Below are 19,593 nucleotides of genomic sequence, written 5' to 3' on the forward strand. Positions count from 1 at the left end.
GGGCCCGGGACATGGGTCCCGGGCCCGTACGGAGGATCGGCTTCGGCCGATCAGCGGATCACCGGCCGATGGCCGTCGGACGATCGGCCGGTGCCCTCGATCAGAGACGCTCAGCCGGCGCGAAGGAAGACCCCGTTGCCGGTCGGGTCGTCCGGGTCGCCATCGGGGAACGAACCGCCGGCCGACCAGACGGTCTTCGTGCCCGTGCGGTTCTCCAGCGTGGACAGGTTGATGTCGTGCCCGGCCGGACGCGGTGCGGCCGCGGAGGTGAACGTGTCGCCCGTGACGTGGACGATCGCCGCGTTCCACGCGCCCTGGAGGACCCACACGCCGCCCGACCCGTCGGCCGCCACCTTGGTGTAGCCGGTGCCCTTCGTGGCGACGAAGGACTTGGACTTCGTGCCGGTCAGCCGCAGCGCCAGCGGCTTGTAGCAGACGTCGTCGCCCTCCTCGCCGCACGACCACGACTGGGAGCCGACGGCCCAGACGTTCTTGCCCGACACGGTGATGTCGGCGAAGGACGTCGACTCGTCGTCGCTCTGCTTGGGCAGGGTGACGGTCTTCGCGACCTTCCAGGACTTGCCGTTCCAGTGGATGACCGCGGCCTTGGTGCCGCCGATGGAGCCGGCCGCCCAGATGTTCTTGGCGGACACCGCGTGGACCGTGCCGACCTGGGCGGGGAGCTTGACGCTCGCCCACTTCTTGCCGTTCCAGTGCCGGGCCGTGCCACCGCCCACCGCCCAGACGTCAGAGGCGCTGAGCGCCTCGGCGTCGGTCGGGTGGAAGCCGCCGGTGAACTTCGACGACGTCCACTTCTTGCCGTTCCAGCGCACGATCGAACCGTCTTCGCCGAACGCCCAGACGTTCTTGCTCGACGACGCGTCGACGACCTTCAGCTGCATCGACCAACTGGCGGGCAGCTTCACGTTCTTCCAGGTCGTCCCGGACAGGTGCTGGACGATCGGCCCCGGCTTCCCGCTGATGGACCGCTCACCCACCGCCCAGGTGCTCCCGGTCGACGCGACCGTGAGGTCGTTGATGAGATCGTCACCCGGCAGATTCGTGGTCTGGGTGACCCGCCACGCCGGAGTGGCCGCGTGCGCCGTACCGGCGCCCATTCCCAGGGCCAGCGCCACCGCGCCGGCCCCCACGAGCATTCGTCGCATCCTCACCCTTTCGGTGAACCGCTCAATGAGATTCGGGAAGGGACGGCCGACGCCGAGATCAGGTGCACCGCCGACGTCATGGAACCGTTTCCCGTGAGGTCGCCGGGCGGGTCCGGAGCGGTGCGCCCGCGCTGCCGTAATCGTCCCTTCGCAAAGAGGACGCCAGACATGATCGCTCGGTTCACACGATCGACACTTTTCGGTATTTCCTCTCTATCGAAACGAATCGGGTTCCTGGCCGGGGAACTCCGACAGCAACCGTTCCGCCGCCTCGCGGACGCCCGGGTCGGCGTCGTCCAGCAGGTCGGACACGACGGGGAGACACTCCTCGACCGTCGAGCGGGCGTGCTCGGCCCACGGCACGGCGTCCTCCCCCTCGCCGACCGGTCCCGGAACGGCCCGTGCGATCTCCAACAGCAGAGACAGCAGGGGGCCTCGGACACGGTTGTCCGGATCGGCGGCGAGGAGCGCGAGGTACGGGGCGGCCGCCACGGTCACCGGGAAGACCGTTCCGCCGTCGTACAGCACCGCGCGCAGGCCGGCCAGCGCGGCCGCGGCCGTCTCGGCGTCGGCGGACGCGGCCGCGAGGATCTGGTCCGGGATCTCGGGGGCCGGGCCCCGCGCGCCATCGAGCCGCTCCCATTCGAACCGGTGCACGAGCTCGGTGAGCGCCCGCCTCGGCCACAGGCGTTCGGTGTCGAGACGTACGGTGGCGGTCCCCGTGGCACCGCCGACGGTCAGGGTCCCCTCCGGGTTCAAGGCGATCGTCTCGATGCCGGACCCCAGGGTCAGCGTCGCGTCGAGACCCGAGCCGACGTCCCACAGCCGGACCGTACCGGTGCTCCAGGCGGCGGCGATCGCCGGACCGGTCTCCAGGCACTCGGCGCTGAGCGCGATCACCGTCCCGCCGTGGCGGCCGATCCCGGCCGGTCCCCAGTCACCGTCGTCGGGCAGCCACAGGTTCACCACCCCGGTCGAGTCCCCGCTGACCACGGTGGCGCCCAGGCCGTCGAACCGACGGCAGGCGATCGCGGTCACCGGCGCGTCGTGCGCCGTACGGCTGAGCGGAGCCGCCGTACCCTCCGGCTCCGGGGAGCCGTCCGGCCGGGCGGCCGGCCACAGGTGCAGGCCGCCGGCCTGGTCACCCGCGGCGACGTCCGCGTCCGGGTCGGTGACCCAGACGGTGAGACCGGCCGGCCGGCCGGCGCCGGTCAGCCGCGCCGGGGGCTCGGGCTCCAGCGACGACAGCGGCCGGTCGGAGACGTCCTCCACGGTCCACCGAGCGCCGGCGTCGGCCTGGCCGGCGCGCAGGGACAGCGGCTCGGGGCCCGCCGGCTCGGCCTCGTCCGGCGACTCCGGCTCGTCGGCCGGAGGGGACTCGATCTCGTCGCTCCAGTCGACGCCGAGCGTACGGGCGACCTCTTCGAGGGCCGTACGCGTCCGCGCGTGCACCAGGAAGGAGAAGTCGGCGTAGCCCCCGTCATCGAGGTAGATCAGTGCGTCGGGCGCGCCGTGGACGACGGCCCTGCTGCCGAGTTCGCGCCAGGGCAGCAGGCCCAGCTCCGGGAAGTCGCGCCGGACCCGGTCGACCACGCCGGGCTCGGCCTCGTACAGCCGCACGGTCCAGCCGAAGTGCGCGGGCAACCGCATCACGGCCAGTTGCAGGAAGAACTCCGAGATCGACCCGGCCTGTACCACCCAGCCGTCCTCGGAGCTGACCAGCACCCTCGGGTCGGGAAGTCCGGCCTCGGCGGCGAGATAACCCCACTCATTGCAGTACTGGTACTCCGCCTTGAACACGCAGACCCGGTGGTCGTCGTCCGGCGCGACGAAAGGGCTGTCCGGCGGCAGTCCGTCGGAGACGCCGTAGCCGCTGGGGTCCGGGCGCACCGTCGGCGGCCACTCCGGGTTGGTCCAGTACAGGCGCGGCCGGTAGGTGAAGGAGTTGAACGGCAGATCCCACCACTCGTCCAGCGCCGCCGGGACCGGCAGCGTCAGGTCGCAACGGGCGAACGCGTCCTCCTCCTCGCCGGTCCACTCGGCCCTGAGGCGGCGGACGTACGCCTCGTGTTCGGACTCCGACCAGCGCGGCCAGGCGGGTTCGCCGCCGGGCGGCTCGTACCCCCACTCCTCCTGGAACACGCGCAGCAGGTCCCAACGCGGGCCGGTGTCCGCCAGATGCTCGGCGAACTCTTCGGGCGCCATGCGGTCGCGGTCGCCCCATCGCGGCATCACCCGCCGCAGCCGCTCGGCGAACCGTCCGTAATCGATCTTCTCCGACACGGCGGTCAGCGTAGGGCACGCTTCGCCGATCACCGTTCATGGGACTTTCGGCCCTAGCGCTACCCGTTGCCGTCCGGCGACCATTCACTTACCAGGCGGAGACCGAGCCGTTGAACGGCGATCCGGCGCCCGTGCTCGTAGACGGGTCGTGCCAGGCTCCGCCGCTTCTGATGCAGGGGGAAGCATCAATGGCGGGAAAGCTGCTGACACATCCATCCGGGGTAACGACCATACGGGAAGACTGGGAGATACTCGCTCCGACACTCGACGTGGCCGTGCACATACGCTCCGGGGCGGCTCCCGTGGTAGCCGTGCACGGCGAGCTGGACCTCGCCGGCGCGGAAGCCTTCGAGCGCCTGGTGGCCGAGGTGATCCTCCGCCACGGGCCGGACGTCGTCATCGACGGGTCCGGCGTCACCTTCTGCGATGCCCGCGGGCTCGGGGCCCTGGTGCGATGCGCCAATGAGGCCCAGCGGTCCGGCGGCCGGCTGACGCTCTCGGATCCGGCGCAGAGGCTGCGGCGCCTGGTCCGGATCGTCGGCCTCGACCACCTCATGTGACCCATATCACAGGCATCGACGGTTTACGCGGAGGGGCGTAACAACGGCGAGACGCCTGAGCGACGCGGACGTCACGGCCCGCTGTTCGACATTGTCGGCAGCGGGCCGTTGACGTGCTCAGATACCCGCCATACGGTCTCAGAGGCCGTGAGAGAGGACCGATGGTTCCCGCTCTCGGCGGACATCGAGGTCCGCCACGCGCGTGTCCGCTCAGCGGCCCCTGTTCCCCTTCCCCCTGCAAACGGGCGGGGTGCTCCCCCGCACCCCGCCCGTAAGCGCTTCTCTCAGCTGAACAGGAAGTGGCCGCAGTTCGGCCACTGGCCCTGCCAGCGGCCGTTCACCCGGTTGTACAGGAGCTGGGCGCGGTAGGTCTGCTCGGCCGCCGGCGCCTGGCTGGGCAGCCCCGACCCGCCGACCGTCGCCCAGGACTGCCGGTTGAACTGGTACAGCCCGTAGTAGCCCGCCGGGTTGACCGCCGCCGGGTTGCCGCCCGACTCGCACTTGGCCAGCGCCGCCCAGTTGAGGCGGGCGGCCGCGCCACCGCCGCCGGACTGCGGTCCGAGTGAGACGATCCGCGACACCGGCTTCCGCTTGACCTTCTGGTCGATGACGGCCTTGACCTTCTTGCCGTGCCGCCGGACGTACGCGGTCGTGACCATCTTGAGGCCGGAGCGGCCCTCGCGGGTCACCTTGCGGCTGAAGGCGGGCAGCTTGCTGTCCTTCTTCTCGACCGTCGGCGGCGGGATCGTCACCTTGGTGGTCTTGGGCGCGGACAGCAGCCGCACCACCTTGATCGTCGCGGCGGGGGCCTGGTCGGCGGCGGGGGTCACCAGGTCGTACTTGCCCAGCGGGATGTGCACCTGGGCCAGCACCTCGCGAACCGTGCCCGCGATCGTCATGGTCTCGGCGAGCTTCTTGCGATCGACGAGGACGACGACCTTGTGCGGCGTCGCCGTGGGGCTCACCGCCACGTCGCGCGGTGCGACCGCCGCCGCGTTCTTCTTCCTGTCGTCCGCCTTGGAACCGCCACAGGCCGAGGCGGTGATCGCGAGCATCGTCAGACCAGTGACCAACAGGGAACGGCGCACATTTCCTCCGCATCGGCAGCCCCGGTACGGGCCAGACCTTAGCGGAGCATCGGGACACATCCGCACCAAGTGACGAATTTCGCACCATTACCGACCGGCCTTGCACGCCCCTCACTGATCACCGAGGTGTTCTGGCGGCGACTGAGCGCGCTGCCACCGCGGGAGCCCACACCGGAACGGCCGCGCGAGCGGGTGATCGCGGTGCTGGGCGGCCCGCTGCCGGACGCCGAGGCCCGCATCGTGCGCGCACTGGAGTTCGCCTACGCCGGCGCCCTCGTGCACGCGGGAATCGGCTCGCTGAACGGCGGCGCGGCCGGCCGTCGTACAGCCTGCTCAGCGCCCATCTCGGACCCCCGTCTCAACCTCGCCCGTGCCATGGGTGACGGCGGGGAGGGGCACCGTGACCTCGATGTAGGTGCCGGCTCCCGGACTCGAGTCGATCAGTACCGTGCCGCCGATCTCCGCGATCCGGCCGCGGATCGACTCGGCCAGGCCGATCCCCCGATGCTCGACCGACGGGTCGAAGCCCCGACCCTGGTCGACCACGCTGAGCGTGAGGACGCCCGGCTCGGCGCCGACCCGGAGCACGGCGCTCGACACGCCGGCGTGCTTGGCCACATTGGTCAGCGCCTCCTCGGCGGCCCCGGCCAGCGCCGCGCACACCGCGCCGTCGAGGGAACGCCACTCGGCGGGCGACTCCGTGAGCATGGTCCCGTTGAACTCGACGCGCAGGGCGTCACGGGCCTTGCGCGCGACGACGGCCCGCAACCGGCCGATCAGGTCCTCGTCGGCGTCGGCACCGCCTTCGACGAGGGCCCGGAGCCACGCGGTCTCCTCCGCGACCCGCATCCGGAACTCCCGGTCGGCGATCCAGGGACCGCGGGCGAGCGCCTCCATCGTCTGCAGGACCCGGTCATGGAGGATCCGGGCATGGCGGGCGCGCTCGCGGTCCCGGGCGAGTTCGGCCTCCCGGATCCGGCTCTCGTCGAGCTCTCGGGCCGTCGCACGCATCCGCCGGGAGACGACGAAGGCCACCAGGGTGTTCGGGGCATAGGTGAGAGCGTTCAACGTCACCTGCATCGCCGGGTCCCCATGCCAGTACGCGGAGGCGAACGCGTCCGTGACGGCCAGCAGGGCCGTCGCCCCGATGACCGTGCGCAGGCGGCGCAGGGCCACGCCGAACGCCACGGAGCTGATGATGGAGTACGGGTAGGCGAAGTACAGCCGCTCGTGCGGCCGGCCGGTGATCATCCCGCCGACCAGGAGCACCGCGACCGTGAACCACACGTCGGCCACGGCCCAGGCGGGCCGGATCCGCCCGGTCCGCAGGCACGCCGCGCACAGCACGATCCCCTCGACGAAGACGGCGGCCAGCAGGGCGACGGCCGCGCCGAGCCGGTCACCGTAATGCGCGCCGTCGAATCCCACGACGAGCGCGACCTCGGCGAGTCCGCCACACCGGAAGAGAACCGCCGCGCGGGCGAGCGTCGCCTCGTTCTGAGCGACGGCGCCGGCCGACGGGCGGGCATCCATTGATCACCGTCCGGGTCACAGCCGTCCCCGGCGGGGATCAGCGCCCAGAAGTTATCACGGAAAAGCCCGGTGAAAGCCCCGTCGGCCGGGTCCGTCACCGGCCGCACATTCGGCCGGAATGCGCCCGATCGAAAGGCGGCCCAGGACCCACGCCGTCACATGTCAAGCGAAGATCACCATCTCCTGCCGCAATCGCGGCGATGACCGCATCAGAAGCTAAGATAACGACTCGGAGCGGACGCGGAGATGGTCCGGATGTTCAGCCGATGGAAGTTGCCCCAGTTGTATTCCTCGACCTTGATGGTGCCATTGTTGTAAACGGCCGCGACATACGCCACATGGCCTTTGTCGCCCGCCTGATTGTGGTCGTCGTCCCATTGGGCGACGTCGCCGACGTGCGGGCTCGCGTCGACCGAGGCGCCGTGCCACATGTCGGCGTTGCCGAGCCAGTCGGGGGACTTGGTGTGGTGCAGCCCGTCCGAGCGGACCGCCCAGGCGGCGAAGGACGTGCATTCACCCTCGTAGTAGCCGTGCCCGTCGGCGACCCACGCGTCCTGCGCCGGCCACGGGTAGGCGTTCGGGTTCAGCGGCGAGCTCGGACTCTGGTCGCAGTGGCGGACCCCCGGCGACCAGCCGTTCGCGTCCTGGGCCGGCGTGGTGACGAAGTGGTCGTAGACCCAGCCGCCCGCCGTCGTGTAGTCCCACGTCCGGCTGAGGAGGTTGTCGTACGTATCGGTGCCGCCATCGTTGACCTGGCAGATCACGCCGACGGTGGCGCCCTCCTTGAGCGTTCCCTTGACGTTGCCGACCCTCGGCGCCGCCTGGACGGCGAGGGTGCCGTCGGTTCCGCTGATCTTGTAGTTGACGGGGGTCACACAGGCGCCGCTGTACGGATCGGCCGCCGCGCAGGCGCTCGCCGGCGTCGCCGCGCCGACGACGCCCAGCACCGGCGCCGACAACAGCGCGGCCACGGCCAGTTTCGCCAGGTTTCGCACCATGACTCTCCTCCAGAACTCGGGGACGGGTGGAGTCGAGACGAGTCTTGGACAGGCGGTGGATCACGTCATGTCAGGCGTTCTGGAGCGCCGTGCCGTCGTGCGAAAACACCTCACGGCCGCCGGTTGACGAGGCCGCCGGGGCCCACCAGGGTGGTGGGGAACGAAGGGCGGTAGGGCGTGGCGGCGACGCACGGCATCCGGGTCGGGGCCATCGACGACCATCCGGTGACGCTGCGCGGGATCGAACTCGTGCTCGCCGAGTTCCCCGAGATCCACGTCGTGGCCATGGCCGACACCCCGGCCGCGCTCCTCGAGGCCCCGGAGACCGGCCGTGACCTCGACGGGCTCGACGTGGTCCTCCTCGACCTCTATCTCGCCACCGACGTGCCCTCGCTCGACGTGGTCCAGGAGCTGGCACCCCGCGTACCGGTCCTGGTGATGTCGGCGTCGCGGCACCGGCATGACGTCGTGGCCGCCATCCGCGCCGGCGCTTCGGGATACCTCACCAAGGACAGCGCCGACGATCAGTTCGCGGCGGCCATCACCACCGTCGCGAGCGGCGGTTTCTTCCTCTCCTCGCAGCTGGCCGACATGGTCGGTGCGGTCCTGGCCGGCCGCGCCTCCGAGCCGGAGCTATCGCCCCGCGAGGAGGAGGCGCTCGGCTGGATCGCCCGCGGGTTCACCCACGCGCAGACCGCCCGGCGGATGGGCGTGACCAAGGCGACGGTCGACACCTACGTCGAGCGGATCCGCCGCAAGCTGCAGCTCGGCAATAAGGCGGAGCTGACCCGCGCGGCACTCAGACGTCACGGCGGGCACGGCGGGCACGGACCTCGCGCCTGAGCCGATGCGCGGTGAGCACAGGCCTCGTGCCCTGAGCCGGTCAGCAGCGAGCACAGCCCCCACGCCTTGGCCTCCCGGCGACACAGGTCCCACGCCTTGGCCTCCCGGCGAGCACGGACCTCGCGCCTGAGCCGACTCCCGGCAGGCACAGGCACAGGCCCCGGCCCCGGCCCCGGCCCCGGCCCTAAAGCCTCCCGGTGAACACCGGCTCGCGCCTGAGCCGACTCCCGGCGGGCCGTCCGCGCATTCGGGCGGCCGTTCGTTCCCGAAGCGATCCCCTGGAGTACGGCAGAGCCATCGCGTGGTGCGTTCACACCACACGTCGCCGTCATTGTTCTGCCGACCGCGGGGACGTGCATTCGCCTGGCATGACCAGCACCGTCGGCTCTGGTGACAATCGGCGCGTCCACAGATCCACGCACCGCGTGAAAGGCGAAATGAATGCCATCCAAACGACTCCTCCCGACCGCGTTGGCCGCTGCGGCATGTGCCGTGGCGGTCCTGATCCCCGGTATGTCGTCCGCGTCGGCCGCGGCCGTCGACCATGACGAGTGCGTGGAGAGCGCGAACCATTACTGCATCGCGCCCCACGTCGCCGCGACGGGTGACCAGTGCCCGGGCACCCAGTATTTCCCGGCGAACGACGCGTACGGCGTGCCGATGCATTGGACGTACTCCAACGACACGGTGGCCTGCGTTCGCGTCGACTACTCGTACGACATCTCGATAAGGAGCCAGAAGAGCTGCCAGTACTGGTTCTACGTTCCGGCGGGCCACGCGACCGCTCCCGTGGTGTTCGGGTACTGGACTCGGCCCTGGAGCATCAAGCACACCGTCCGCCTCGACGAGAACGCCCATGAGGGCTGGACCCACGTCTTCGACGCCGCGGAGGTCTTCGACATCCAGTTCCAGGACAACAACGGCACCAACGCGGGCGCCATCGGCTGGGGCGACGGGTCCCGCTACGGCTGGAGCGTCTGGTGCTGAGCGGGCGCGCGGCGGCGTGCAGGATCATCGTGGGCGTCACCGCGGTGACCGCCGTGCTGGGGTCGGGGGCCGGCGGGGCGTCCGCGGCGACCGGGCCGACGCCCGCTCCGCTGCGAGCGCCCCTCGCCAGGCCGGCGGCGGACGGCGCGACCGTTCCGGGCCTCGACGTCTCCAGTGGCCAGCCGAACGTCGACTGGTCGACGGTGTACGCGTCGGGGCGGCGATTCGCCTACGTCAGCGCGGCGGACGGCACGGCCAAGAACCCCTCCTTCACCGCCCAGACGAACGGTGCGAAGGCCGCCGGGCTGCTGGCCGGGGCGTACTTCTTCGCCGAGCCGGTGTTCGAGACGGGGACCACCCACGCCGACTGGTTCCTGGATCAGATCCACTACACGCCGGACGGGCGGACGCTGCCACCGGCCCTGGACGTGGAGCGCAACACCAACCAGCCCGCCTGTGACGGGGTCGGCGCGGGGACCTGGCAGACGTACGTCCGCGACTTCACCGCCGAGGTCAAGCGCCGCACCGGGGCCGACGCGATGATCTACGTCTCTCCCTCCTTCTGGGCGGACTGCGTGGGCGACACCCAGGCGTTCTCCCAGACCAACCCGCTCTGGGTGGCGCACTGGGGAGTGAGCAGGCCGGCCATGCCGGGCGGCTGGCCGTACTACACGCTCTGGCAGACCGGCGTCGGCTCCGTACCGGGGGTGTCCGGAACCGTCGACATCGACGTCTTCGGCGGCTCGATGGACCAGTTGCGCAAGTTCGCTCCCGGCCGCGCGGACGGCCTGCCGTACCAGGTGACCGGCGTCGACGCCCAAGGGCTCGCGGTGCAGAGCCAGCCCCACGTCGGCCATGTGGTCCGGTACGCCCCGGAGGGCGCGACGCTCTCCGTCGACTGCCAGACAGTCCACGGCGACCAGGTCGACGGCCGGGTCCGGAACGGCCGACCCTTCACCACGTGGGACCGGCTCACCGACGGCACCTGGGTCTACGACTGGTACCTGAACACCCCGGTCGTCGACACCGACGGCCACTCCCCCGGCATCCCCCACTGCGCGGGCGGCTGACGTACGACCGAGAGGGAAGGCGACGCCCGGCCGATCCGGCCGGGCGTCGCCGAGGCGTACGGGACGACCGCTCTTCCCGTCGACGTGAGAGTCCCGCTCCGGCACTCGCCAACGATCACTATCTGTGACAGAGTGACTACCGTTCTCCCCCAAGGAGGTCGGTGATGCGCGGACTGCCTCTTGCCGCACGGGCCTATGCCGGCGGCGTCATCGCACTGGCGATCGGCGTCATCGCCACGTCCTCGTTGACGGGCCTGTGCTGGCCGCGACTCGCCGTCCTCGCCGCCCTGTTCGTGGTCACCGAGTCGTCGGCGGCGACCCTCACCATCAAACGTGCCCGCGTGTCGATGAGCTTCGCGGCGGGCCTGGCCGCCGTGGTGCTGGCCGGCCCGGTCGGCGCCACGTTGATCGGCGTCACGGCGATCCTCACGGGCCGGCGCGACATCGGCCTCGTCAAACGCCTCTTCAACGCCGCCCAGTACGCCTTGAGCGGTTACGCGGCGGGTGCGGTCTTCCAGGCGCTCGGGGGCCACCCCTACCGCTGGGGCGAGGCCGACTGGACCCGGCATGTCCTGGGACCGTTCGTCGGCGCGCTCGTCACGTTCGTCACCGTGAACCTCGCGCTGATGGCCGCCGTCCTTCTCGCCAGCCGGCAGGCGACCTGGCGCGAGGTCCTGGCGACCGGGCGCCTGGTCGCCCCCGGGTGTCTCGCGTTCGGAATGATCGGGCTGCTCATCGCGGGCATGTGGCCGACGGCCGGCCCCCTGTCCGCCGTGCTCGTTCTGATGCCGCTGTTCACCGCCCGCTGGGCGTTCACCCAGATCGACGCCCAGCAGCGGGCCCACGCGGCGACCGTCGCCGCGCTGTGTCAGGCGGTCGAGACCAAGGACTACTACACCCGCGGCCACAGCGAACGCGTCGCGCACGGGTCGGTGATGATCGCCCGGCAGATCGGCATGCGACCCGACCGGATCAGGCGGATCCGCTACGCCGGCATGCTGCACGACGTCGGCAAGCTCGGCGTGCCGACCAAGGTCCTGCAGAAGGCCGACGATCTGACCGAGGAGGAGTACGCCGCCGTCCAGCTGCATCCCATGCGCGGCGAGGAGATCGTGCGGGGCATCGACTTCCTCGACGAGGCGCTGGGCGGCATCATGCACCACCACGAGCGGCTCGACGGCACCGGCTACCCCATGGGCCTGTCCGGAGAGGAGATCCCCGAGTTCGCGCGCATCATCGCGGTGGCCGACACCTTCGACGCGATGACCTCGACCCGTTCCTACCGTCCCGGCCTGCCGATCGAGACCGCCGTCGAGGAGCTTCGGCGTTTCGCCGGCACGCAGTTCGATCCGGTGCTGGTCGACGCCTTCATCGCGATCCTGCGCCGCGACGGCTGGATCAAGGCTGAGCCGGTCCCTCCGCCCGAAGGCGACGATGTGGAGACCACCCAGCAGGACCACGACGACCCGTCCATGCCGATCGGCCTGCCCAGCGCCTAGGCGGGCAGACCGCACCGGCGGGATCGGCCGCCGTGGACGTTCACGCGTCGGCTGAGCGGTCCGCCGCGTCGTCGGCCGCCCGCAGCGCCTCGGCGGCCTCCCGATAGGCGTCGGCGGCGCGGGAGAAGTAGTCGAAGAGCGCCTCGAGCTGCTCGGGCGAATAACCCGCGAGGATCTGGCCGATCTTCTGGCGGGCCGGGGCCATGACCTGGTCGAGTTCCGCGGGCTTGCCGACCGGTTCGACGATCACCTTGCGACGGTCGCCGGGCGCCGGGGACCGGCGCACGTACCCGGCCTGCTCGAGCCGGTCGATGAGTCGAGTGGTGGGCCCCGTCGTCAGCCCCGTACGCGCGGCCAGCTCCCCCGGCGTCATCGCGCCCGACAGCTCCAGGATGTTCAGCGCGTACAGATCGGTCGCGCCCAGGCCACAGGCCTTGGCACCCGCGTGACCGTGCAGCATCACGGCGCTGAGGTACCGGCGGTAGACGTGGCTCGCGTCCGATGGCATCGACGGTGTTGACACTCGATCATCCACTATCTAATCTCTTCTCCAACGCAGATAAATCCTCTAGGCAGTAACTGCTCGCTTGAAGATATCATCGAAGGGATCGACGCGTGGACACCAGCACCATCGCCCCGGCCCAGGCCGACCTCGCCGCCATCCGCACCCTGCTCCAGCAGAGCCAGGAGGCCTGGAACCGCGGTGACGGCACCGCCTACGGCGCCTGCTTCACCGACGACGCCACCGACGTCACCTACGTCGGCACGATCTACCACGGCGGATCCGAGATCGGCCGTGCCCACCAGGCCCTGTTCGACAGCTTCCTCAAGGACAGCCGGCTCCTCCTCGAGATCGTCGGCATCCGCCTCTACGGCACCGACACCGCCGTCGTCGTCACCCGCGGCGACGTCTCCAAGGGCAAGCCGAAGAAGCTCGGCAAACTCGCCACCTACACGCTCATCCGCCAGGCCGACGACCACTGCGACGCATCGCACCTGGACTACGCCGACAACCTCACCTCTACCCGGTCGGCGGCGACCTGGGCGCACAACAACGACCTGTGGATCGAGGCCGAGCTCGGAGAGATCGGCGGCAAGGACGGCGTGCACTCCCCGACCGCGCGCACCGACGCCGGCGAGGCGGCGGCCTACGTCGCCGACACCGGAGTCGACGCCCTCGCGGTCGCGGTCGGCAGCTCGCACGCCATGACCAGCAAGAGCGCGAGCCTCGACATCGAACTGGTCGGCGAACTGCGCGCCGCGGTGCCGGTCCCGCTCGTGCTGCACGGCTCCAGCGGCGTCCTCGATGGCGATCTACGGCGAGCGGTCGCCGCCGGGCTCACCAAGATCAACGTCGGCACGCAGCTCAACGAAGGACACGCCGAATCCCTCGTACGACCTTCGCGTCGCGGTCACGGAAACTGCGGTCATCTCCCGCCGGCCCGCCGTGCGCGTTCCGCACTCGCGGACGCACACGGCGGGCTTTCCGCGTTGCGGGCACCGATGTCGCGGCGGCCGGGAACGGCCGGGCCGTCACACGGCTTCGGCGGGGTCGGGGTGCTTCCTTGCATTGGTCGAGATGAGGAAGACCCGCAGGGCCGACGCGAGTAGGCCGCTGCCGGCGATGAACGCGATTCGGTGGCCTCCGCCGGCCGATTCAGCGATCAGGGAAAGATGACCTCGGTCGAGGAGACGACGCGAACCGACGTGACGGGGATCCCCTCGCGCCGGCAGCGGTCCAAGACGTAGTCCCGTAGCGACGGACTCAGGTCCTCCAGGTGGTTCCGGCTCTCGACAGGGCCGTTCTTTGATGTACGCGGTCTCTTAGAAGTCAACTCGGTGATCGCCTCAATGGCAGAAGGGATGATCCGGACGCTGTCATGAACAGTATCCGTGTAACTACGATGCCCCACCCGATTCATCGCCGCCCCACGTCAGTCCAAGATACCCGTCAGTAGAAGCGGCCGGCCAGAGGGGAAGGGTGCGGGCGCCACCGTGATCAGTCAAAGTTCTGATGCCCAGAATTGGGCGACCGAGTGGCGCCTCGGGTCCCTCGGCGGCAACCGGCCGATCGAGGTCTGCACCAACCCCAGCCTGCATCCCCAACATTCAGGCCCAGGTTTCTGAGCCAACATCTTCGGAGCGGTTCAGAGTGACGACCCGGAGCGGCAAGCTCTGGTCCAACGCGCATGCATGGGGTTTGGTGAAACCCTGATTTGCGTTTAGATCGCGAGTTCTGCGTAGTTGTCCCGCTGATGTGGGGGGTTTGGGTGAGATGGGGGTGCGAACCGTACGGTCATGGCCAGGCCGCCTTCGGGGCGTGCGCTGGTGGTGAGGGTGGCGTGGTGAGCTTGGGCGACGGCGTGGACGATGGCGAGGCCGAGGCCGTAGCCGTCGCGGCGGCTGTTACGGTCGGGCGCCAGTCTCTGGAAGGGTTGGAAGAGGCGCTGAATCTGGTTGTCGGGGATGACCGGCCCGCTGTTGACGATCGTCAGGGTCGCCTGCGCGCCAGAGGTCTGAGTGGTGATCTCGACGTGCCCGCCTCGGTGGTTGTGGCGGATGGCGTTGTCGATGAGGTTGGCGATGAGGCTTTCGATCAGTCTCGGGTCCCCGGCCGTCGCTGCGGGCGTTAGGTGCTCGGCGAGGGCGATGCCCTTTTCTGTTGCTCGGTCGCAGCGGGAGGCGAGCACTCCTTGGACGACTTGGCCGAGGTCGAGGATGTCCCAGCGGGTGACTCCGCGCTCGCTGGTGGCCAGGGCGAGCAGTGCTTGGACGAGCCGTTCTTGGTGTCCGCCGAGGGCGAGGGCCTCCTGGCAGGCCGAGCGCAGGGTGTCGACGCCGGCGTCGGGGTCGGCGAGGGCGACTTCGAGGAGGGTGCGCAGGCCGGCGAGGGGGGTGCGTAGCTCGTGGGAGGCGTTGGCGACGAAGTGTCGGTGGGCGTCGAAGGAGGCTTGGAGACGGGCGAAGAGGTCGTCGAGGATGTAGCCCAGTTCGGTCAGCTCGTCGGCGGGTTCGCCGAGGTTGAGGCGCTGGTGGAGGTTTCCGGCGGAGATGGCGGTGGCGGTGGCGGTAATGGCCCGCAGGGGCCCGAGGAAGCGGCCGGCGACGAACCAGCCGCCGGCGAGGGCGATGGGGATGAGGATGGCGAGCGCGACGGCGGAGCCGACGAGGAGCTGGTGCGGGCCGATCCCGTGCCCGGTGCCGGTGAGCGCGCCTGGCGCTGAGCTGTGAGCGGGATGGGTTGATCGGATGCCGACCAGGGGGACGGTGGCGACGGCGAGGACCACGATCCCGGCGGCGTAGATGCCTGCGGCGTAGAAGAGCGCGAGCCGGGCCCGCAGGGACCGTCTGGGGAGCGGTCGGGGGTTGGTCATGGTGGCCCGATTCGGTAGCCGCCTTCGCGGATGGTCTCGATCACTGGTGGGTCGCCGAGTTTGGCGCGCAGCCGGTGCATGGTGTGTTTGACCGCCGAGGTGAAGGGGTCGGCTGCTTCGTCCCAGACTCGTTCGAGTAGTTCCTCGGCGGGCAGGACCAGGCCTGGTGAGGCGAGCAGGCATTCAAGGAGCGCGAACTCCTTCGGGCTGAGCTCGAGGCGTCGGCCGGCGCGGAACGCCACCCGGCGGGCCGGGTCCAGGGTGATGTCTCCGCAGGAGAGGGTGGGAGGTAGCGGCGGGGTGGCCCGGCGGGCCAGGGCCCGGACGCGGGCGACCAGTTCGGCGAAGGCGAACGGCTTGGGCAGGTAGTCGTCGGCGCCGAGGCTGAGCCCGTCGACGCGGTCTTCGATCGTGTCGGCGGCGGTCAGCATGAGCACGCGGGTGTCGGAGCGGTCGCGTGCGAGTCGCCGGCAGATCTCGTCCCCGTGGACGCCGGGCAGGTCGCGGTCGAGGATCACCACCTCGTAGCGGGTGGTGGCCAGGCGGTCGAGGGCGTCGGTCCCGTCCAGGACAACGTCGACGGCCATGCCCTCGCGGCGCAGCCCGGTGCCGATCGAGCGGGCGAGCACCTCGAAGTCCTCGACCACCAGGACCCTCACCGCAGATCACCGCCGGTCGTAGGGGAAGGACGGCGGGGCGGGCCGCCGGTTCGAGGTGTCATGTGTTCAACGATGCCAGGTCGCAGGTCGCAGCCAGGTCGCAGCGGCTGAGACCGGGCGGGAACCAGGCGGCATGTACAAAAACCAGCATGAGACAACACCGAACCGGAAGCTCACCCCGATGAGCGCCGCAGAGATCGTCGTCGCCGGGCTGCGCAAGCGATACGGGGCGACCCGAGCCCTCGACGGCATGTCCTTCACCGTCCGTCCGGGGCTGGTGACCGGCTTCCTGGGGCCGAACGGGGCCGGGAAATCCACCACGATGCGGGTGATCCTCGGCCTTGACGCGGTCGATGCGGGCACCGCGCTCATCGAGGGCAAGCCGTACCACAGCCTTCGGCATCCGCTGAACCACGTCGGTTCACTGCTGGACGCGGCGGCGCTGCACCCCAGCCGGAGCGCTCGTGACCACCTGCTCTGGCTGGCGCATTCACAGGGCCTGGCCGCGCGGCGGGTGAACCAGGTGATCGAGCAGGTCGGCCTGACCTCGGCGGCCCGGCGCAAGGCCGGAGGCTACTCGCTCGGCATGCGGCAGCGGCTCGGGATCGCCGCGGCCCTGCTCGGGGACCCGCCGATCATCATGCTCGATGAGCCGTTCAACGGCATGGACCCCGACGGCATCATCTGGATGCGTGGCTTCCTGCGGTCGCTGGCCGCCCAGGGCCGCGCCGTCCTGGTGTCCAGCCACCTGATGAGCGAGGTGCAGGACACCGCCGACCACCTCGTCGTGGTCGGGCGCGGCAAGGCCATCGCCGACGCCGGCGTGGCCGACCTGATCGCGGCCGCCTCCGGGAACCGGGTGGCCCTGCGGACCACGGCCGGGACGCACGCGATGAGGGTACTCGGGCACGCAGGCGCTGCCGTGGCGGCCACCGGCCGCGACACCATCACCGTCTCCGGCCTGCCGGCGGATCGCATCGTGACGCTGCTCAACCAGAGCGCGGTCCCGTTCTCGGAGGTATCGGCGCACCGCGCCACCCTTGAGGACGTCTACCTGGAGCTCACCCGCGACGCGGTCGAGTTCCGCGCCGCGACGCAGTCGGAGGTGTCGCGGTGACCCCTACCGTTACGCCGTACCGGCCCAGCGAACGGGTCGGGCGAGACGGCTTCCTCCAGGTGCTGCACGCGGAATGGACCAAGTTCCGGACGGTCCGGGGCTGGACGGTCGGCATGATGGCGGCGGCACTGATGGTGGTGCTGTTCGCCCTGCTCGTCGGGGTCAGCAGCAACCAGAAGGGCTCACCACCCGTTCCGATCGGACCGGGTGGTGAGCCGGTCACCGACAGCTTCTACTTCGTGCACCAGCCGCTCGCCGGAGACGGCAGCATCACCGTCTCCGTCTCCGCGCTCAAGAGCAGCATCCCTAAGGCCCCCGGGGACCTGCGGCCCGGCACCGTGCCGTGGGCGAAGGCCGGGCTCATCATCAAGGACGGCACCCGCCAGGGATCACCCTACGCGGCGATCATGGCCACCGGCAGCCACGGCGTGCGGATGCAGGACAACTACGTCAACGACACGGCCGGCCCCACCGGTCCGGCCTCCGCCGAGTCCCCCCGCCGGCTGCGGCTGGACCGCTCGGGCGACACGATCACCGGCTACGCCTCCACCGACGGCACGAAATGGACCAAGGTAGGCACCACGCAGGTGAGCGGGCTCGGATCGACCGCGCAGGTCGGGCTGTTCGTCGCCTCTCCGCCTGCCGTGGGCGGCGGGGGCACGGCCGGCAGTGTGTCCACGGCCACCTTCGGGGATCTTCGAACCCAGGGGGGCTGGGCCGGTGGCAACTGGACAGGCAGTCAGGTGGGAGCCAAATCCCCCACCTTCGCCGGCTACCCGGAGAACGCCCCGGGTTCGTTCACGGGATCCGACGCCCGGTTCACGGTGACCGGTGCCGGCGACATAGCGCCCGCTGTCAGCGACAGCCTGCCGACCGGCGGCCACCTCCGGAACATCCTCACCGGCACGTTCGCCGCGCTGATCGCAGTGATCGTCGTGGGGGCGCTGTTCATCACCGCGGAGTACCGGAACAAGATGATCCACCTCACCCTGGCCGCGAGTCCGAGGCGGAGCCGGGTGCTGGTGGCCAAGGCGATCGTGTTGTGGGCCGTCACCTTCGTCGCCGGGTCGGTGGGGGCGATTCTCGCGACTCCGCTCGGTCTGGGGCTCGCACGGGGCAACGGCGTCTACATCTTCCCGGTGACGTCCTCGACCGAACTGCGGGTGGAGCTCGGGACCGCGGCGCTGCTCGCGACCGCCTCGGTCCTGGCCCTCTCCGTCGGCGCCATCTTCCGGCACAGTGCGGGCGCGGTCACCACCGCCATCGTGGCCATCGTGCTGCCCTACATCCTGATCGCCATCCCGTTCATGCCCGCGAGTGTGTCGAAGGGAGTGGCCACGGTGACACCAGGCGCAGCTTTCGCCGTCCAGCAGACGCTTGTGCCATATGACCAGGTCGCAAGCAATTACACGCCGTACTACGGCTACTACCCGCTGGCGCCATGGGCCGGGTTCGCCGTCCTGGCCGGCTACGCGGTGGCAAGCCTGGCCGTGGCCGCCGTCCTTCTCAACCGGAGGGACGCATGAGACTGGCATTGCACGCGGAATGGACGAAGATGCGGACCGTCGCCAGCCCTCTATGGCTGCTGCTCGGTACCGTCGCGGCGACGGTGGCCCTGAGCGCCGTGGCGACCTCGGTCGTGAACTGCACGGCCCGTGGCTGCGGCGGCGACACGACGAAGCTCAGCCTCATGGGCGTCTACCTCGGCCAGGCGCCGGTCGCCATCCTGGCAGTGCTGGTCATCAGCGGGGAGTACAGCTCGGGCATGATCCGCACCACCCTGACGGCGATGCCGCGGCGCGCCACCGCCTTCGCGGCCAAGGCCATCACTCTCACCGGAGTCGTGGCCGTCGGCGGAACGGTCGCCGTCCTCGGGGCGGTGCTCGCCGGGCGGCTCATCCTGCCCGACCTCGGCGACCAGGCCCTGTCCCTGGCCGACGGGCCGACGCTGCGCGCGGTCTTCGGGACGGTCCTCTACCTGATTCTGATCGGCCTTCTGAGCCTCGGTATCGCGACCGCCGTGCGGGACTCCGCCACCAGCATCGGGATCGTCCTCGGCCTGCTCTACATCTTCCCCATCATCTCCGGGACCATCAGCGATCCGGACTGGCAGCGCCTGCTCCAACAGATCGCGCCGATGAGCGCCGGGCTCGCCATCCAGGCCACCACCGATCTCCACAGCCTGCCCCTCAGCCCCTGGGCCGGTCTTGGCGTCACCGCCGGATGGGCCACCGCAGCGCTCCTGGCCGGCGGCCTACTGCTACGCGTACGCGACACCTAGAGAGGCTTGTGGACGAGCCTCTCGTTCTCAAATGTCGTGGCCGCCTCGGCGCCCATCGGCCTCAGGTGACGGAGACGGGGACGGTGATCCTCATCGGGGGAAGTTCGTCGAAGTCGACGCCGGCGTTCATTCTGC

Annotated in this window: 17 protein-coding genes; 9 read left to right on the top strand and 8 right to left on the bottom strand. The window is 70.4% G+C overall.

All coding sequences use genetic code 11. The features are described from left to right. Positions 1 to 110 precede the first annotated feature (110 nt). Together NE236_RS36685 and NE236_RS36690 are read right to left on the bottom strand one after the other, a co-directional pair. Positions 111 to 1,157: a hypothetical protein gene (locus tag NE236_RS36685; RefSeq protein WP_252846872.1), complete on the bottom strand. Its 1,047-nt coding sequence runs from the start codon at positions 1,155 to 1,157 to the stop codon at positions 111 to 113. Positions 1,158 to 1,379: 222 nt separating this feature from the next. Then, positions 1,380 to 3,449: a WD40 repeat domain-containing protein gene (locus NE236_RS36690; protein ID WP_252846873.1), complete on the bottom strand. Its 2,070-nt coding sequence runs from the start codon at positions 3,447 to 3,449 to the stop codon at positions 1,380 to 1,382. 188 nt (positions 3,450 to 3,637) lie between these two features. Here NE236_RS36690 and NE236_RS36695 point away from each other — a divergent pair, with 188 nt between their 5' ends. Further along, positions 3,638 to 4,009: an STAS domain-containing protein gene (locus NE236_RS36695; RefSeq protein WP_289851348.1), complete on the top strand. Its 372-nt coding sequence runs from the start codon at positions 3,638 to 3,640 to the stop codon at positions 4,007 to 4,009. A 284-nt stretch (positions 4,010 to 4,293) separates the two neighbouring features. On the opposite strand, the gene NE236_RS36700 is transcribed toward NE236_RS36695, so the two are convergent. The 3 genes from NE236_RS36700 to NE236_RS36710 all read right to left on the bottom strand — a co-directional run bounded on the left by NE236_RS36700 (position 4,294) and on the right by NE236_RS36710 (position 7,628). Then, positions 4,294 to 5,097, bottom strand: a complete 804-nt coding sequence (locus NE236_RS36700; protein WP_252846875.1) for a resuscitation-promoting factor — start codon at positions 5,095 to 5,097, stop codon at positions 4,294 to 4,296. A 333-nt stretch (positions 5,098 to 5,430) separates the two neighbouring features. Then, on the bottom strand, positions 5,431 to 6,630 hold the full coding sequence (locus tag NE236_RS36705) for a sensor histidine kinase (RefSeq protein WP_252846876.1): 1,200 nt from the start codon (positions 6,628 to 6,630) through the stop codon (positions 5,431 to 5,433). Positions 6,631 to 6,839: 209 nt separating this feature from the next. Further along, a complete protein-coding gene (locus NE236_RS36710) occupies positions 6,840 to 7,628 on the bottom strand; it encodes a CHAP domain-containing protein (protein WP_252846877.1) in 789 nt (262 codons plus the stop codon). A gap of 177 nt (positions 7,629 to 7,805) precedes the next feature. On the opposite strand from NE236_RS36710, the gene NE236_RS44810 reads away from it, so the two are divergent. The 4 genes from NE236_RS44810 to NE236_RS36730 all read left to right on the top strand — a co-directional run bounded on the left by NE236_RS44810 (position 7,806) and on the right by NE236_RS36730 (position 12,027). Beyond that, entirely contained in the window at positions 7,806 to 8,471 is a 666-nt protein-coding gene (locus NE236_RS44810; protein ID WP_252846878.1) for a response regulator, read from the top strand. Positions 8,472 to 8,912: 441 nt separating this feature from the next. After that, on the top strand, positions 8,913 to 9,458 hold the full coding sequence (locus tag NE236_RS36720; RefSeq protein ID WP_252846879.1) for a hypothetical protein: 546 nt from the start codon (positions 8,913 to 8,915) through the stop codon (positions 9,456 to 9,458). Further along, a complete protein-coding gene (locus NE236_RS36725) occupies positions 9,452 to 10,528 on the top strand; it encodes a GH25 family lysozyme (protein WP_252846880.1) in 1,077 nt (358 codons plus the stop codon). The genes NE236_RS36720 and NE236_RS36725 overlap by 7 nt, the downstream gene beginning before the upstream one ends. Before the next feature lie 164 nt (positions 10,529 to 10,692). Further along, positions 10,693 to 12,027 (top strand): HD-GYP domain-containing protein, encoded by a 1,335-nt coding sequence (locus NE236_RS36730; protein WP_252846881.1) that lies wholly within the window; start codon positions 10,693 to 10,695, stop codon positions 12,025 to 12,027. 40 nt (positions 12,028 to 12,067) lie between these two features. Here NE236_RS36730 and NE236_RS36735 read toward each other — a convergent pair whose 3' ends face one another. Then, complete coding sequence (locus tag NE236_RS36735) at positions 12,068 to 12,535, bottom strand: MarR family winged helix-turn-helix transcriptional regulator (RefSeq protein WP_252846882.1); 468 nt, start codon at positions 12,533 to 12,535, stop codon at positions 12,068 to 12,070. Between the two features lie 107 nt (positions 12,536 to 12,642). On the opposite strand from NE236_RS36735, the gene NE236_RS36740 reads away from it, so the two are divergent. Beyond that, positions 12,643 to 13,638 (top strand): SgcJ/EcaC family oxidoreductase, encoded by a 996-nt coding sequence (locus tag NE236_RS36740; RefSeq protein WP_252846883.1) that lies wholly within the window; start codon positions 12,643 to 12,645, stop codon positions 13,636 to 13,638. A gap of 611 nt (positions 13,639 to 14,249) precedes the next feature. Here NE236_RS36740 and NE236_RS44090 read toward each other — a convergent pair. Together NE236_RS44090 and NE236_RS36760 are read right to left on the bottom strand one after the other, a co-directional pair. Further along, a complete protein-coding gene (locus NE236_RS44090; protein WP_289851349.1) occupies positions 14,250 to 15,401 on the bottom strand; it encodes a sensor histidine kinase in 1,152 nt (383 codons plus the stop codon). Then, positions 15,398 to 16,060: a response regulator transcription factor gene (locus NE236_RS36760; RefSeq protein ID WP_252846884.1), complete on the bottom strand. Its 663-nt coding sequence runs from the start codon at positions 16,058 to 16,060 to the stop codon at positions 15,398 to 15,400. The genes NE236_RS44090 and NE236_RS36760 overlap by 4 nt, the downstream gene beginning before the upstream one ends. A 181-nt stretch (positions 16,061 to 16,241) precedes the next feature. Between NE236_RS36760 and NE236_RS36765 the strand changes: the two genes are divergently transcribed. From NE236_RS36765 to NE236_RS36775, 3 genes are read left to right on the top strand one after another with little or no spacing between them, the layout of a single operon-like run. Next, complete coding sequence (locus NE236_RS36765) at positions 16,242 to 17,177, top strand: ATP-binding cassette domain-containing protein (protein ID WP_252846885.1); 936 nt, start codon at positions 16,242 to 16,244, stop codon at positions 17,175 to 17,177. Next, entirely contained in the window at positions 17,174 to 18,703 is a 1,530-nt protein-coding gene (locus tag NE236_RS36770; protein WP_252846886.1) for an ABC transporter permease subunit, read from the top strand. The genes NE236_RS36765 and NE236_RS36770 overlap by 4 nt, the downstream gene beginning before the upstream one ends. Then, positions 18,700 to 19,458 (top strand): ABC transporter permease subunit, encoded by a 759-nt coding sequence (locus NE236_RS36775; protein ID WP_252846887.1) that lies wholly within the window; start codon positions 18,700 to 18,702, stop codon positions 19,456 to 19,458. Before NE236_RS36770 ends, NE236_RS36775 begins: the two co-directional genes overlap by 4 nt. Positions 19,459 to 19,593: the final 135 nt, after the last annotated feature.

Origin of the sequence: Actinoallomurus purpureus, from assembly GCF_024055795.1 — a bacterium.
Classification (GTDB): Bacteria; Actinomycetota; Actinomycetes; order Streptosporangiales; family Streptosporangiaceae; genus Actinoallomurus; species Actinoallomurus purpureus.